The organism is Shumkonia mesophila (assembly GCF_026163695.1).
In the GTDB taxonomy this organism is placed as follows: domain Bacteria; phylum Pseudomonadota; class Alphaproteobacteria; order Rhodospirillales; family Shumkoniaceae; genus Shumkonia; species Shumkonia mesophila.
Genome location: NZ_JAOTID010000036.1, coordinates 1 through 15,836, shown reverse-complemented (window position 1 = coordinate 15,836; position 15,836 = coordinate 1). Strand labels below are relative to the sequence as shown.

The 15,836-nt window shown below is 60.6% G+C and carries 14 protein-coding genes and 1 pseudogene; 8 read left to right on the top strand and 7 right to left on the bottom strand.

All coding sequences use genetic code 11. The annotated features are described in order from the left end of the window. Positions 1 to 125, bottom strand: a 125-nt coding sequence (locus ODR01_RS24900) for a sugar phosphate nucleotidyltransferase (protein ID WP_316980423.1), incomplete at its 3' end; no start/stop codon positions are given. Between the two features lie 451 nt (positions 126 to 576). Continuing rightward, the gene (locus ODR01_RS24895; RefSeq protein WP_316980422.1) at positions 577 to 1,530 is read right to left on the bottom strand and encodes a LysR family transcriptional regulator; all 954 of its coding nucleotides are present in this window, start codon (positions 1,528 to 1,530) and stop codon (positions 577 to 579) included. A 153-nt stretch (positions 1,531 to 1,683) separates the two neighbouring features. Between ODR01_RS24895 and ODR01_RS24890 the strand changes: the two genes are divergently transcribed. Together ODR01_RS24890 and ODR01_RS24885 are read left to right on the top strand one after the other, a co-directional pair. After that, positions 1,684 to 2,499 carry an MlaA family lipoprotein gene (locus ODR01_RS24890; RefSeq protein ID WP_316980421.1) on the top strand — a complete coding sequence of 272 codons (816 nt, stop codon included), beginning with the start codon at positions 1,684 to 1,686 and terminating at the stop codon, positions 2,497 to 2,499. 13 nt (positions 2,500 to 2,512) lie between these two features. Continuing rightward, a complete protein-coding gene (locus ODR01_RS24885; RefSeq protein WP_316980420.1) occupies positions 2,513 to 3,151 on the top strand; it encodes an MlaC/ttg2D family ABC transporter substrate-binding protein in 639 nt (212 codons plus the stop codon). Between the two features lie 190 nt (positions 3,152 to 3,341). Here ODR01_RS24885 and ODR01_RS24880 read toward each other — a convergent pair whose 3' ends face one another. Further along, complete coding sequence (locus ODR01_RS24880) at positions 3,342 to 3,992, bottom strand: TetR/AcrR family transcriptional regulator (RefSeq protein WP_316980419.1); 651 nt, start codon at positions 3,990 to 3,992, stop codon at positions 3,342 to 3,344. A gap of 124 nt (positions 3,993 to 4,116) precedes the next feature. On the opposite strand from ODR01_RS24880, the gene ODR01_RS24875 reads away from it, so the two are divergent. The 6 genes and pseudogenes from ODR01_RS24875 (at position 4,117) to ODR01_RS24845 (ending at position 12,903) form a co-directional block, all read left to right on the top strand. Further along, positions 4,117 to 4,686, top strand: coding sequence for a hypothetical protein (locus tag ODR01_RS24875; RefSeq protein ID WP_316980418.1), 570 nt, complete (start codon positions 4,117 to 4,119; stop codon positions 4,684 to 4,686). 324 nt (positions 4,687 to 5,010) lie between these two features. Further along, complete coding sequence (locus tag ODR01_RS24870) at positions 5,011 to 6,216, top strand: efflux RND transporter periplasmic adaptor subunit (RefSeq protein ID WP_316980417.1); 1,206 nt, start codon at positions 5,011 to 5,013, stop codon at positions 6,214 to 6,216. 11 nt (positions 6,217 to 6,227) lie between these two features. After that, the gene (locus ODR01_RS24865) at positions 6,228 to 9,368 is read left to right on the top strand and encodes an efflux RND transporter permease subunit (protein WP_316980416.1); all 3,141 of its coding nucleotides are present in this window, start codon (positions 6,228 to 6,230) and stop codon (positions 9,366 to 9,368) included. Between the two features lie 67 nt (positions 9,369 to 9,435). Beyond that, a complete protein-coding gene (locus ODR01_RS24860; RefSeq protein WP_316980415.1) occupies positions 9,436 to 10,296 on the top strand; it encodes a universal stress protein in 861 nt (286 codons plus the stop codon). An 88-nt stretch (positions 10,297 to 10,384) separates the two neighbouring features. Then, positions 10,385 to 12,318 (top strand): annotated as a pseudogene (shc, locus tag ODR01_RS24850) (squalene--hopene cyclase). A 411-nt stretch (positions 12,319 to 12,729) separates the two neighbouring features. Next, entirely contained in the window at positions 12,730 to 12,903 is a 174-nt protein-coding gene (locus ODR01_RS24845) for a hypothetical protein (protein ID WP_316980412.1), read from the top strand. Between the two features lie 8 nt (positions 12,904 to 12,911). Here the strand turns inward: ODR01_RS24845 and ODR01_RS24840 are convergent, their stop codons facing one another. The 4 genes from ODR01_RS24840 to ODR01_RS24825 form a co-directional block, all read right to left on the bottom strand. Beyond that, positions 12,912 to 13,169, bottom strand: coding sequence for a hypothetical protein (locus ODR01_RS24840; RefSeq protein WP_316980411.1), 258 nt, complete (start codon positions 13,167 to 13,169; stop codon positions 12,912 to 12,914). Positions 13,170 to 13,344: 175 nt separating this feature from the next. Further along, positions 13,345 to 14,046, bottom strand: coding sequence for a GntR family transcriptional regulator (locus ODR01_RS24835; RefSeq protein ID WP_316980410.1), 702 nt, complete (start codon positions 14,044 to 14,046; stop codon positions 13,345 to 13,347). A gap of 437 nt (positions 14,047 to 14,483) precedes the next feature. Further along, the gene (locus ODR01_RS24830; protein WP_316980409.1) at positions 14,484 to 15,245 is read right to left on the bottom strand and encodes an SDR family NAD(P)-dependent oxidoreductase; all 762 of its coding nucleotides are present in this window, start codon (positions 15,243 to 15,245) and stop codon (positions 14,484 to 14,486) included. A gap of 76 nt (positions 15,246 to 15,321) precedes the next feature. Then, positions 15,322 to 15,648, bottom strand: coding sequence for an EthD domain-containing protein (locus tag ODR01_RS24825; RefSeq protein WP_316980408.1), 327 nt, complete (start codon positions 15,646 to 15,648; stop codon positions 15,322 to 15,324). Positions 15,649 to 15,836 lie beyond the last annotated feature (188 nt).

Below are 15,836 nucleotides of genomic sequence, written 5' to 3'. Positions count from 1 at the left end.
ACGATGCGGAATTTTCCGGCGAAGGGGACCGCCGGCTTGGCCCGGTAATCGGTCAGCTGCTTGAGCCGGCTGCCCCGCCCCCCGGCCATCACGATGGCGAAGGTCTGGCGCAGGGCGGTGTTCATGTCGAGGCCGACGTCGGTCCCGGGTTCTACCGTGGCACGCCTCCTTTCAGATACGTTTCTCCGGTAAATTCGGTCGCCATAAGCACCGTGTCGTTTGTCAAAATCCTGACTTGCGCTTAGCAGCTAAGAACCAGGGATCGTTGCCCTCGCATGGTGCCTGCCGATGGCTTAGAGAAGAAGATGCTTCCGGCCGAGAAAGTCCATCGCCCCGTATTCGGGTTGCATCTCGCACCAAACGGCGATCCAGCAGCTTACGGGAAACCTCCCTGGAGATCCTGGCAACCATGGAAGGAAAGGTACGGCCGGGGAAGGCAAATGAGTACCCGGTTTTCGTGTGAGTCTGTGCTGAGCAAAATGCACGGATATTCCACGATCACATTGTCAAACTGGCTGCGTATTTACAGAGTTCCGACCTGCAGAAATCACCTCCGCTTCAAAAGAGCTTTTCTGCTTAATCGCTCTTTGCCTCCGTCGCGAAGGGGTTCTTGAGCAAACTGGGAGCCAATGCCGCGTCATAATTCGTGCGAAGCATGTCGATGAAGACGCGTAGCGCCACGGGAACCTGCCGGTGCTCGGGATAGTAAAGAAAAAGTCCCTCGAAGGATGGCGACCAATCTTCCAGCACGCGGACCAATTGGCCGGAGCGTAAGAAGGGCTCGGCGAGAGCCTCTAGGGTGTATGCGATCCCCAATCCGTCCACCGCCGCGCGAACGGCCAAAGCGGGGCTATTAACGGTTACCCGACCATCCACGGCGATTTTTCGCGACTTTTCGCCCCGCTCAAACGGCCACGCCAAGATCGTACCATCCGGCGCGAAGCAATATTGAATGCAACGGTGGCGGGCGAGATCGTCGGGGGTGCGTGGTGGTCGATGCTGCACGAAGTATCCCGACGCACCGACCACGGCGACCTTTAGGGGCCCCATCACCCGGACGGCAATCATGCCCGCCGAGGCTTGCTTCTGCGGCCCGATCCCAGCATCGAATCCCTTTGCCACAATGTCGACGGGCGTCTCATCCATCTGGATCTGGAGATGGACCTTCGGGTAGGTGGTCAAGAACCGTCTCCAAATCGGTGCGATGACTGTTTCTGCCGCGAAATGGCTGACGTAGATCCGTAATCGCCCAATGGGCTGGCGACGCTCCCGATTCAAGTCCTCCAGCGCATCCGCGATCTGATTGATTGCTGGCCGCAGTTGTTCCAGCAGTCGAAGACCAGCGTCGGTCAGCGACATGCTGCGCGTGGTGCGGTGCAGCAGTCTTACCCCGAGGCGCTCCTCCATCTGGCGTAGCGTGTGACTGAGCGCCGAAGGCGTTACACCGAGCCGTGACGCCGCGGCTCGAAAGCTCAGATGGTCGGCAACCGCCACGAATGCGGTCAGGTCGGCAAGATCGCTGCGACGCATTCCTGAACCACCCTCATTACTGAATCCAACAGATCTAGGATTTTCATGTCCGGTTTCCGGTCAGTATTCTTTCGGACTCGCTCGACTTAAAACCGAAAGCGGGCTGATTTCCCGAGAGCACCGGAAATTCTTTAAGGGTGGAAAGCTAGGTCCATGTCGGTCATGAGGGAATACCGCGATACGGTTCATTGGCCGGTTCTCCAAATTCTGGTTCTCTCGCTTGGCTTGGTTTCGGGATGCGCGACGGCGCCCGACCCCACGGACCGCGAGGCGGTGGCCGAATGCCAGCAGCTCAATGACCCCGGCGAGCCGGCCAACCGCGCCGTCTTCGCCGTCAACCAGGTCCTCGACAAGGGCGTGCTGAAGCCAGCCGCCGGGATGTACCTGGATCTGGTCCCGCCGCCGGTGCGCACCGGCGTCACCAACGCGCTCAACAATCTCCGTTCGCCGGTCATCTTCTTCAACGACCTTTTGCAGGGCGAGATGCGGCGGGCCGGCGTCACCTTCATGCGCTTCGTCATCAACACCACCATCGGCGTCGGCGGCCTCGGCGACCCGGCGAGCGACATGGGCTTCCCCTACCACTCCGAGGATTTCGGACAGACCCTGGCCGCGTGGGGCATCGGGGAAGGCCCCTTCGTCATGCTGCCGGTCTTCGGGCCGTCCAACCCGCGCGACGCCGTCGGGCTGGTCGTCGACTTCCTGGTCGATCCGATTAACCTGTGGGCCAGCAACACCGACCGCGACTACATCACCTACGCCCGCGGGGCGACCCGCGCCGTCGACGAGCGGGCCCGCAACTTCGACTTGCTCGAAGACCTCGAACGGTCGTCGCTCGACTTCTACGCCACCATCCGCAGCCTTTACCGGCAGCGGCGGGTCGATGAGATCGGCAACGGCGAGACGAGAGGCAACGTTCCCGGCCCGGGCGTGACCGAGACGCCCGACCCTAACCCACGCATAAAATAGAGGGGTTCTCATCTTGGAATCATGGCGTTTGCGGTGGGGAAAGAGCACGGTCGCCGCCATCTTCACTCTGGCGATGTGCGTCATCGCCACTCCGGTAGTGGCTGACCACAACGGCGACGCCGGCCGTTTTGTCGAGTCTCTGGCCGACCGGGCTGTCCAATCCCTGACCGATGGCGATATTTCGCGACCCGAACGGGTTCACCGCTTCCGCACGCTCTTTAACGAGCACTTCGCCGTGGAAGAGATCGGCAAATGGGTGCTGGGCCGCTATTGGCGACAGGCCACACCGGCCGAGCAGGCGGAATACCTCCGGCTGTTCGAGGATTATATCGTTGCCTCCTATGTCGATCGCTTCGCCGCCTATACCGGTGAAAAGCTGCGAATTATCAAGGTCCTCACGGAGGATGGAGGCGGGATCATCGTGTTTAGCGAAATATTTGCTATGAATGGCGAGCAAACCGCGGCTCGCGTCGATTGGCGCATTGAGGAAAAGGATCATCATTTCAAGGTCGTCGACCTGGTCGCGGAGGGCGTCAGCATGAGCGTCACTCTGCGCTCCGACTTCGCTTCGATCGTTCGTCGTGAAGGCGACCTGTCCGGCCTGCTGAAGGTTCTGCGGACCAAAACGGCCACGCTCGAAGCATCGCCTTGATACCCTCGCGGAGCCTGGAACATAGGGAAAATCCGATGGCGGTGAGGAGCACACGTTTCTCTCCATGCACGGTGATCGCAACGCCCAAACCGCCTTGCGGGCTTGGTTCTGCCGATCTTCTGAACCATCCGCCAACCTGCCTGCCTAGCGGATCCTCGATCTCCTGCTGTAGGACCGGCGGCCTTTCGCCTCAGTCGACGTCTGGTGAGCCCGTAGATCCTTCCTTCTGCGTCCCGTGCAAAAATATGTCCGTCGCCATCGCAATTTGGCGGCGGACTTGTTCGGCGCTCATTTGGCGGGACGCGCCAAAAATGCGGCGGATCATGCCATCTCCCTCCACCATGGAAAGAAAAAGGGAGGCGGCGGTGTCGGCGTCCGTAATGGCGAGATACCCGGCCACGCTCGCCTGTCTCAGGTAATCCGCCAAACGGTCGCGGACCAAGTCAAGCCCATGGCGAAAGAAGAAATCGACGATATCTGGCAGCCGATGGCCATCGGCCGCAAGAATTTTGGTCAACGCGCGGCTTTCTACGGTCATCATCTGCTCGGCGATATGGTGGCCGAAGTTACAGAGGACGTCTTTCGGCTGGCGCCCTTCAATGGCCTTCGCCTCCAAAGGGGCGACCACCTTCCGGCAGCCTTCCTCCACCATCGCTTCGAACAGGCCCTCCTTGCCGCCGAAGATCTCGTAAAGGGTCGCCCGCGATCCGCCTGAGCAGGCGATGATGTCGGTTACGCTGGTTCCTTCAAAACCCTTTTCGACGAAAAGCTCCGTCGCCGCATCGAGCATTGCCCGGCGGCGCGCTTCGCCGCGCGGACCGATCTTCACGTTCGTTTTCATAAAGTCAGAATCCCTCTTGCAATTGCCGGTTCCGAACTGTACGATACAGTACTATTATTTATGCTGCAACGGTTATTCGTGCAATGTCGGTTCTGCACTTTTGGAGCGTGGTAAAGAGGCTTTCATGATTTTCCCGGTTCCCTTGGCGATTGCTGCCGTTTTGCTGGCCGTGGCGGCATGTAACGAGCTTGACGTGAATGGCATCTCCACGCCGACCTCAGGCCCTCTTCCGCTCCGAACCAACGTGCCCGGGGTGGCGCCGCCGTGCCAAGAATGCCTCAAACCGTCGCCTCCGGTGCACACCTCGGTCCATAAGATGGCCGAAAAGCAACCACAGGTGGATGACATCCTCCTCTCGCAGTTGTTCCACGAGGGCAGGACTCAGCCGCCCTGCTGGCTTGATCCGATCGCTTTCCCGATCACTTATGGCACGGCCAGAGGCGAAATGACGATATCCCCGAAGGTTGAGCAATATGCCATCCCGACGAGAAGATCGTGTGGCGTCAATTCGCCGGTGATCATCAATGCGAGTTTGGCCGCGATCATTGCCCCAAGAGTCCTTTCCTCCCCCTTGGGTCGTCTTGGCATACCGTTTGTTATGAACACCGGTGCGCCTATTGAGGCATCAACGGAGATACAGAGTCTGCCCGCTCCCGCACCGGCGTCGGAAAGTGCGGCATCGCCAACTCGATGACATCCGATCATCAGTGACCACGGTGCGAGCGACAGGTTTGGTCGCTCGACGTGCCTTTGGGCTTGGAAATGCATTTCTTGCGCGGGTTTTGGACCGGGGGCTACCGGCCCGGAAAGCACGGATGGACGGAACGCCTATACTGTGCCGCACTATCCGCGACTTTTTTGGCCGCGACGAACTCCCTTCTCGCATAAGAAATCGCTTTTAAGAAATCACCTTGCGTTCGCCAACGATATTGCGTACTGTATGGTACAATTGTACTGTACCATACAGTTTTGTTTCCGCCAATACGGGTTGGTATTTGTTGACCATGACGAGGCTTCCATGACGGCTTTCTCCCAACTTGCCCTGCGGACCGCCACAGTCGCAGCGGCTCTAGTTGTAACGGCAGCCTGCGACGACCAGACGGCCACCACAACGCCAGCCCCATCACCGGCTCAGGCGCAGGCTGAGGTTGACGTGGTCGTGGTGAGACATCAAAAACTGGTCATCCGAAACGAACTTCCGGGCCGCACCTCCGCCTACCGGGTGGCGGAAGTGAGGCCGCAAGTGGGAGGAATCATCCTGAAGCGGCTGTTCGAAGAGGGGGAAAGAGTCAAGGCCGGTCAGCAGCTTTACCAGATCGACCCCTCCATCTATCAGGCAGCCTACGACAGCGCCAAAGCCGATTCGGTCAAGGCTGAAGCGGCTCTCAAGCTCGCGCGGCTAAAGGAGGGGCGCTATGCGGCCCTAGTGCGGACCAATGACGTCAGCCGTCATGCCTACGACGAGGCCATCGCTGCCGTCGAGCAAGGTCATGCGCAAGTAACTGCGTCCAAGGCAGCTCTCAATACGGCATCCATCAACCTCCATTATACCAAGGTGTCCTCCCCCATCTCCGGTCGCATCGGCACATCAGCCTTTACCGAGGGCGCTCTGGTGACAGCCAACCAAGCCGCCCCCCTGGCCACGGTGACCCAACTCGATCCCATCTTTGTCGACGTCACCCAGTCCAGCTCGGAACTGCTCAAGCTCCGCAAGGCCATTGCTGAAGGCAAACTGAAGGGCGCCGACGCCACCCAAGCTCCGGTGATATTGATCATGGCGGATGGCCAGGAGCCGTATCCTGAAGCAGGTCAACTGCTGTTCTCAGAGGTCGTGGTCGACCAGACGACCGGATCGATTCGGCTACGCGCCGTCTTCCCGAACCCACGGGAGGAATTGCTGCCCGGCTTGTTTGTACGCGCCATCATTCAGCAAGCGGAAGCAGCGCAGGCAATCCTCGTGCCGCAGCAGGCGGTGCTGCGAAACCCGGACGGCAGGACGGCGGTCTGGCTCGTCTCTCCAGAGGGAGTTATCGTGCCACGAACGGTCGTAGTAAGCCAAGCCATTGAAGACAAATGGCTGATTGACACCGGTCTTGAGGATGGCGACACGGTGGTCGTCTCCGGCTTCCAGAAAGCCGGGCCTGGAGCCCAGGTAAAGGCCGTTCCCGTCGGTGAGCCGGCCACGTCGGCGGGCACGCCCTCCGTCGATGCGCGCCTCCGCTAAACGAGCCCCCCATGGCCAAGTTCTTCATCGACCGCCCAGTCTTTGCCTGGGTCATCGCCATCGTCATCATGATGGCCGGTGCGCTTTCCATCTTTACCTTGCCCGTCGAGCAGTATCCCCGGATCGCACCGCCATCCGTGGCGGTCAGCGCCTATTATCCCGGCGCTTCGGCCAAAACCCTCGAAGACGCTGTCACCCAGGTCATCGAGCAGAAGATGAACGGCATCGATCATTTTCGCTACATGTCCTCGACCAGCGATTCATCCGGCAACCTCACGATCACCATTACATTCGATCCCGAGGCAGACCCCGACATCGCCCAAGTCCAAGTCCAGAACAAGCTCCAGCTTGCCATTCCGTTACTGCCACTGGAGGTGCAGAAGCAGGGAGTCAAAGTCAACAAGTCATCCAAGAGCTTCTTGATGGTGGTTGGCCTTGTCTCCATGGACGGGCGGACGGGCGAGCGCGAACTGACCGACTTCATCGCGTCCAACATCCAAGATCCGATCAGCCGCGTAAGCGGGGTCGGAGAGATCATGGCATTTGGCGCGCAGCATGCGATGCGCGTCTGGCTCGATCCCATCAAGCTTGAGAATTATCAACTCACAACGACCGAGGTTGTGGCCGCCATTGAGGCCGAGAATGCCGAGGTGACGGCGGGCCAGCTTGGCGGGACGCCAGCCGTGGCCGGGCAGCAACTGAACGCCACCGTGTTGGTCCAGTCCCGTATGCAGACGCCCGAAGAGTTCGCCAGCATTCTTTTGCGTGTGAATACGGATGGCTCACAGGTCCGCCTGGGGGACGTGGCGCACGTGGAGATGGGGTCTGAAACCTATGACATTTCGGGCCGCTACAACGAAAAGCCGGCGGGCGGCATGGCCATTCGGCTGGCCACCGGCGCCAACGCTCTCGATACGGCCAATCGGGTGCGGGCCCGCATGGACGAACTGAAGTCTTTCTTCCCGCAAGGTGTGGAAGTCATATACCCCTACGACACCACTCCGTTCGTCAAGATATCCATCGAGGAAGTCGTCAAGACGCTGGCAGAAGCGATCATCCTGGTCTTCCTGGTGATGTACGTGTTTCTCCAGAACCTCCGCGCGACGTTGATCCCGACGATCGCCGTTCCCGTCGTTCTGCTCGGAACCTTCGGGGTGTTGGCGGCCTGCGGCTTCAGCATCAACACCCTGACCATGTTCGGCATGGTGCTGGCCATCGGCCTTCTGGTCGACGACGCCATCGTCGTCGTCGAGAACGTCGAGCGCATCATGAGCGAAGAGGGGTTGCCGCCGCGCGAAGCGACGCGGAAATCAATGACCCAAATCACCGGGGCCCTGGTGGGGATCGCCCTGGTCCTGTCCGCAGTATTCGTGCCGATGGCATTTTTCAGCGGGTCGACGGGGGCGATCTACCGCCAGTTCTCGCTGACAGTGGTTTCGGCCATGGCGCTGTCGGTGCTGGTCGCCCTGGTCCTGACCCCGGCCCTCTGCGCCACGCTCCTGAAGCCGGTGAAAACTCATGAAAGCTCGCGCCGGGGTATCTCCGGGTGGTTCAACCGCGGCTTTGATCGGATGAACGCCTTCTATCTCGGCAGCGTTCACTATGTCGTCCGGCGAATTTTCCGGTTCCTCGCCATCTACGTGGGAATTGCCGTGGTGCTCGGTTTCCTGTTCCTGCGTCTACCGACGGCGTTTCTTCCGGACGAAGACCAGGGGATTCTTCTCGTCCAACTCCAGTTGCCCGCCGGCGCCACGAAGGAGCGGACCTTGGAAGTCATGAAGCAGGTCGAGCGTCATTTCCTGGTCAACGAGAAGGATTCCGTCAAAAGCATCATGGGTGTCGCCGGCTTCAGCTTCGCCGGACAGGGCCAGAATGCTGGATTGGCCTTTGTCATGTTGAAGGACTGGGATCTGCGCGATACGCCGGACAAAAAGGTGGCGGCGGTGGCGCATCGGGCCATGGTTGCCTTTTCGACGATCAAGGATGCGATGGTCTTCGCCTTCCCCCCCCCGGCAATTGTGGAACTGGGAACGTCGAATGGCTTCGATTTCGAACTGCTGGATCGTGGTGGACTGGGACACGACCGTTTGACGGAGGCCCGCAACCAGCTTCTCCGGATGGCGGCGAAGAACCCCGACGTCGCGGTGGTCCGCCCGAACGGGATGGACGATACGCCGCAATTCCGCATCGTCATCGACCGCAAGAAGGCCAGCGCTTTCGGGCTTTCGCTGGCAGACGTTAACAATACCCTTTCGACCGCCTGGGGATCGGCCTACGTCAACGACTTCATCGAAAACGGCCGCGTCAAGAAGGCTTACCTTCAGGCCGATGCCCGGTTCCGCATGCTTCCCAGTGATGTGAACCGCTGGTATGTGCGCAACGCCAAGGGCGAGATGGTTCCCTTTTCCAGCTTCAGCCGCGAGGAGTGGGCATACGGTTCGCCGCGCCTTGAACGTTACAACGGCGTGTCTTCGATGGAAATCCTGGGGTCGGCGGCGCCGGGCAAGAGTTCCGGCGACGCCATGGCGGCGATGGAGAAGATGGCCGCCCAGCTTCCGGCCGGGATTGGCTATGAATGGACGGGGTTATCATTCGAGGAACGCCTTTCCGGATCGCAGGCACCGGCCCTCTATGCGATCTCGGTGATCATCGTCTTCCTGTGCCTGGCGGCCCTTTACGAAAGCTGGACGGTACCGGTTGCAGTCATCCTCGTTGTTCCGCTCGGCGTGATCGGCGCCGTCGCCGCGGTAACGTTGCGAGGCCTGCCCAACGACATCTACTTCCAGGTCGGCCTGCTGACCACGGTGGGACTATCAGCCAAGAACGCCATTCTGATCGTCGAGTTCGCCAAGTCGCTGTATGACGGCGGCATGGATCTGATCGAGGCGACCGCCCTGGCCTGTCGCCAACGCCTGCGGCCGATCTTGATGACCTCGTTTGCCTTCATCCTGGGCGTCCTGCCGCTGGCCGTCGCCACCGGCGCCGGTTCGGGCAGCCAGAACGCCATCGGCGTCGGCGTCATGGGCGGTATGATCTCGGCCACCGTGCTGGCCATCTTTTTCGTCCCGGTCTTCTTCGTCGCCGTGATGCGCCTGTTTCGACGGCACGCTGTTCGCGTCGTCGATACCGCCGAGCGGGATGTCATCGAATGACCAGGCCGGGTTCGCCACAAGGCCGTCGCGCTCCGCGATCGCGGCATCCCCGGTTGGGGGGTCTCCAATGACCGACACCCCGACGAACTGGAAAAGCATCTCGGTCTTTCTCGACGACACACCCCAAGGCGAAAAAGTCGGCAACCATGCCGCCACGCTGGCCCGCCGCTTCGGAGCGCACCTGATCGGGATAAACAGCATTGAAGGCATCCCCGGCGGTTATTCATCGGATTCCTTCGCGCGTGGCAAGCAGGCCATTGACGATGTAATCGCCCGACACCGGTCGGCCGAAGAGCTGCTAGCCCTCTCTTTTGCCCGTCGCCTCGCTGCGCTTTCGAGGAAGCATGATATCGGCACCGAGTTCCGCGTGATCCGGTGGGGGTATGGCGAGGAAGAGGTGCTACTAAATTCGCTTCATTGCGACCTGGTCGTCCTCGGTCATCCGAAACCGCCTGGATTGCCGGAGAATTGGACCGCGGAGCGACTGTTGATGGCCAGCGGCGTGCCGATTCTTATCATTCCGGACGACTGGAAAGGGGAATTCATCGGCAGCAAGGTCATGGTGGCTTGGAATGCCAGTCGTGAGGCCCGCCGGGCCATCGCCGATGCGATGCCGATCCTCTGCACAGCGCAAACGGTGACGGTGCTGGTCGTAGATTCCGTTCGGACGCCCGAGAAATATGGCGAGGCCCCCGGGGCCGACATCGCCACCTACTTGGCCCGGCACTGCGAACGGGTCGATCTACACCAAGTGGAGTCGGGGGGCGCGCCGATCGCCGAAATCATCGGCGCCCGGGCCATGGAACAGGAAGCCGACCTCATCGTCATCGGCGCCTACAGCCACGCCCGCTCGGCCGAGATGATCTTCGGCGGCGTCACCCGCGCGTTGCTGGCCCGCATGCCGATGCCGGCCCTGGTGTCGCGATGAGCCGCCCCGTCACATCCTTCGACTGGCGGACCGCCAAAACCAACAGGCCCATGAGGCTATTGTCGGGCACGGATTGAAAAGCAACGAAATGACGTTAATCGGTAACCACTCATCAGTCGACGCGCGTGTCGACGCCGTCGTCGAGGAAATGTCCAAATCCCTGCTGAATTTTCAGCGGGAAGACGGGCATTGGGCGTTCGAGCTTGAGGCCGACGCGACCATCCCTGCCGAGTATATTCTCCTCAACCACTATCTTGACGAGATCGACGACGAAACCGAGTCAAAGCTCGCCGCCTATCTGCGCTCGATCCAGGGGGATGATGGTGGATGGCCGCTTTACCATGACGGCGATTTCAACATCAGCGCCTCGGTCAAGGCCTATTACGCCTTGAAACTGTGTGGCGATTCGCCCGACGCGCCGCATATGAAACGAGCCCGCGACGCCATCGTCGCCGATGGCGGGGCTGCGCGGTCGAATGTTCTGACCCGGTTACCCTCGCCCTGTTCGGGCAGGTGCCGTGGCGGGCAACGCCGGTCATGTGGTTGGAAGTGCTGCTGCTTCCCCATTGGTTCCTGTTCCACGTCAACAAGGTGTCGTATTGGTCGCGGACCGTCATGGTGCCGCTGATGGTGATCGAATCCCTGAAACCACGGGCGAGGAATCCGCGCGGCGTGTCGATCGACGAACTGTTCGTGCGGCCGGCCGACGAGGAAAAACGCTATCTCACCAATCCTACTGGGCATTTGGCTGGCGAGTTCATGCTGTTCTTCGACCGCATCGGACGGGTCCTGCAACCGCTGTCGCCCAAGTTCCTGCGGCGCATGGCGACGAAAAAGGCGATGACGTTCGTCACCGAGCGCTTGAACGGCGAGGATGGCCTGGGCGGCATTTTCCCAGCCATCGCCAACACCCTGATGGCGTTCGACGCGCTGGGTTACCCGAAGGATCATCCCGATTATGTGATGGCGCGCAAGGCGGTTGATGGGCTTCTCATTTTCCGTGACGGGATGGGATATTGCCAGCCCTGCCTTTCCCCGGTGTGGGATACCGGCCTTGCCCTGCATGCGCTTCTGGAAACCGGGATGCGGGGAACCGACCCCAATCTGGAACGGGCCAACGACTGGCTGGCCGGGCGGCAGATCCTTGACGTCAAAGGGGATTGGATTGCCGATCGGCCCAACGTGCGTCCGGGCGGCTGGGCTTTCCAGTACCGCAACGATTATTACCCGGATGTGGATGACACGGCGGTCGTGGCCATGGCCCTGCATCGGGCAGATCCGGAACGCTACAAGCATGCCATTGGCCGTGCCGCCGAATGGGTCATCGGAATGCAAAGCCGAAATGGCGGATGGGGCGCCTTCAACGCCAACAATACCTATCATCTGTTGCAACACATTCCGTTTGCCGACCATGGAGCCCTGCTGGACCCGCCGTCGGCCGACGTCAGCGCGCGCTGCATCAGCTTCGTGGCCCAGTTGGGATATGACCGCAACCATCCGGTGGTGGCGGCGGGAATCCGCTATCTCAAGGCTGAACAGGAGGAGGACGGTTCATGGTTCGGCCGGTGGGGTAACAACTACGTCTATGGAACGTGGTCGGTTCTTTGCGCGCTCAACGCGGTGGGCGAGAATGCCAGCGACCCGCACATCCAGCGGGCCGCCGAGTGGCTGAAAGCCCGCCAGCGGGATGACGGCGGCTGGGGCGAGGATTGCGCCAGCTATTGGCAGCATCGCCGGGACGAGGTCAAGGTCAGCACGCCGTCACAGACGTCGTGGGCGGTTCTCGGCCTGATGGCGGCGGGCGAAGTGGAAAGCGATGCCGTGCGGCGAGGCATCGACTACCTGATAACCGCCCCGCGGGTGAACGGGAAGTGGAAGGAAGAGTATTTCAACGCGGTCGGCTTCCCGCGGATCTTCTATCTGCGCTATCACGGCTACAGTGCGTATTTCCCGCTCTGGACGTTGGCGCGGTATCGCCATCTCACCCGCGCCAATGCACGGACAATACCTTTTGGTATGTAGGTGGGCCAATTCGGCTCTTTTTACGATGATCGCCGCCGTGGCAACGATAGCGCAGCTTCAGGCCTTCTTCCCATGACGGCATGCGGTGTGGGAAGCCAACTTTCTCGCATCCGGGAAGCGGACAAAAAAAGCCCCGACGTTCAAGGGGGATGAGGAAGAGAACGCCGGGGCCGCCTACCTACTTCGCTTAGTGGTCGTTTGGTTACGGGGAGGCACAATCCATCATGTCGAAACGTGCTTTCAGCCAAGCAACTTCTTAGCGTCCCTCCCTACTTTGGCCTCGCTGCTGGTTGCCGATCCAGAAATTTGCGGGCGCCTCCAACAACGGCACAAGGAATTGTATTGCCAAGTCATCCAAATGAAAATCCGCTCTCTGTATGATTTAGAACTGAGAAGAGTTCATGAATAGCTATGATGCAACGACTGATGGTGACCCGGTGGAGCCAGCTTGAGAAGGCGGCTTCACCCGGCCGCCATTCGCCCGTTTCAGCCAGACGGCAATGGACGGTGACGCACGCGGCCGCCAACGACGGGCGGCAATTGCCGAACCTGATCGATCTGGGGAACACGGCAAGCCCGGTGTAACCGGCCGCTCAGGGCACAGGGTCCGTTTCGGTTGCGGCGACGGATGAGCGCGGCTGGCTGTCTCTGTAAATCTCGATGAGTTCGCGCAGGTTTTCGATGCCGAGGTCAGTGAAGGCTGGAGTGAAGTCGTCGTCGCCGGGACCGTAGACTACGATGACGCCGTCCTCGGGCTCCATCTCGATGCTGATCTCGCGCAGCCAGTCCTCGTCCTCGCCCAGGAGGTGGGCGACGCGGGCGATCGTGAACACATGCGTGATCGCCGCCATAGTCAGGCGGCCCTATCCAGCGGGCTCGCGGTAGACGGATGGGTTCGAACTCCCTGGATGTTACCCACCCCCGCACCGCCGCTTCGACAGCGCCACCCCGGAACTATTCGTACCTTCTGTATCGGGTTACTCGTCATCGCTGACTGCCGCGACACGATCTTGAAAAGCGCAACGACTAGGACGGCCCAATATTCTTGAAAAACTGCTGATTCTCGTCCTGAATATTGGGAAGCATCTTGAGAATATTTTTCAGATGTTTACGCATGGCCCGCTCGGCGCCCGCTGGGTCGCGCTCCACTAGGGAATTGAAGATGTCCCAATGCTGCCCGACAATTTCGGTGGGGACGCTGGGCAGCGGTAGCGACAGGCGGCGTACCCGGTTCAAGTGGGCGGCAACGACTTCGACCGTCTTCCAGATTCCGGGCATACCGGCCAAAGAACAAACAAACTTGTGAAACTCCTGGTCTAACGCATAAAAACGGAGAAAATCGTTAGAAGCAAAGGCTTCTTCCTGCTGCTCCAGGATGCCGCGTAACGCGACCTCTGACGCTGCGTTGATCCGTTTGGCCGCCAACTTGATGAGGGCGCACTCCAGCGATTCCCGGACGAACTGCGCTTCGATCAGAGCTTCGATGCGCAGTTGAGAAACGAATGTTCCGAGATGGGGAACACTGTCGACGAACCCCTCCTCCTCCAGTTTCTTCACCGCCTGCCGGATGGGCGTACGACTGACGCCGAGCCAACTGGCCAGTTCACTCTCCGAAAGGACATGCCCCGGCTTCAAGTTGAGGGAAATAATTTCCGAACGCAGTTTCGCATAAACCTGCTCGGCCACCGGACGGCTACGATCGACGTCGAAATCTCCCAGCGGATTCATAGTCCGTCTCGCGACATCCTTCGAAAGAACTCCATATAATGACGCAGCATCAGCGTAAACCGGCAGTGCCAAAGCTTATATCACGTTTCGTCCCTTGTCCTACGGGCTAAAGAGGCAAGCGACGCCCGTCGATGCGCCTCGAAGCTGACCGAAAGGAAGCTCGGCGAGGCCAGCTTCGCTAACATTCGGACAGGGGCGTCCCCGTTCACGATGCTTTCGGCGGAAACGACGCGTCGGCGGGATCCGCGGGACGGCCCTATAACACGTAAGCGACATGCCGGCTGTTGACGGGGGGCCGGCGCCCCCCGTACGGGATCTGCTGTGGCCAAGACTATTCTGGCGAATCTGTCCGTGATGTCCTCCATTCACGGCGGCAATGAGACTCGTTTGAAAGGAGGCATGTGATAAAATTCCATGCACTGTCAATGGCATCGGCCCTACTTGAAGTACTGGCCGCCGTTGATTTCGATCACCTGGCCGTGGATGTAGCCGGCCATCTTTTCCGAGGCGAGGAAGAGATAAATCCCCACGCAGTCCTCGGCGACGCCGAGGCGGCGCAGCGGGATGGTGGCGCGGATGCCTTCCAGCTTCTCGGGGTTGCTGAAGCGCTCGTGGAAGGGGGTGAGGATGACGCCCGGCGACACGCAGTTGACGCGAATGCCGTCCGGGCCCAGCTCGATGGCCATGGTGCGGGTCCACGAATGGACGAAGGCCTTGGCCCCGGCGTAGAGCCCGGCGCCGACGGCGCCGCCGTTGTGGCCGGCGATCGAGCCGGTGTTGATGATGCAGCCCTTGGCCTTCTTCAGGTGCGGCACGGCGATGCGGCAGGCCGACACCACCGAGCGGATGTTGAGGTCGGTCACGTTGTCGTAGAGCTCGTCGTCCTGTTGCTCGACGGCGGCGCGGTGGAAGAGGCTGCCGGCGTTGTTGATGAGGACGTCGAGGCCGCCGAAGGCGTCGACCGTCTCGTGGATGATGCGGCCGACCACTTCCGTCTTCATGACGTCGCCCATGGTCAGGATGGCGGTGCCGCCAGCCGTCCTGATGTTGGCCACGACCTTTTCGGCCTCGGTCTTGCTGGAATTGCCGTGCACCGCCACCTTGGCGCCGGCGGCGGCGAAGCCCCTGGCGACGGCGGCGCCGATGCCGGTCGACGAGCCGGTGACGAGAACGGACTTGCCTTTGAAATCGTCGAACATGGTTCCTCCGTATTCCCTGAGAAGGCCCGGCCCCTGGGAGGGCTGGACGGTCATTGTCCCTTGAACCGGGACGGCCTCAGCCGTGGGCTCCGACCTCGTGGTTGATATGGAAGATCCGGCCCTCGAACAGCGGCAGGATCTGTTTCATCTTCGCGCCATTGCGTGCGCGCTCCTCGGATGTCAGATAGGCCTCGACGGCGGCGTCGCCGTCGAAGGACATCTCGATGGTCATGTAGATGTCGGGGGCGCCTTTCTCGTACCAGCGGCCGCGCAGGATGCGAAACGACCGCAGGTTCGGGAAGGTGGCGATGATCGGCGCGCATTCGGTGTCGATGAAGGAATCGAACCGGGCTCGGTTCTCGGGAGCGACCGTTCCTACGAAATAGGCACATCGGATGTACATAGAGAACCTCCTGCGGAAGAAAGCCCGGGTGCCCGGACGCACCCGGCGCATCGGAATTCAGTGCACTGTCACTGAAATTAGTCTGTCAGCGGAATTGCCGTTGTTGTCTACCGCTGGACGCGTCCGGAGGCGTCGCCGCCGGCCAGTTTCTCGACCTCGGCCACGCTGACGCGGTTGAAGTCGCCCGG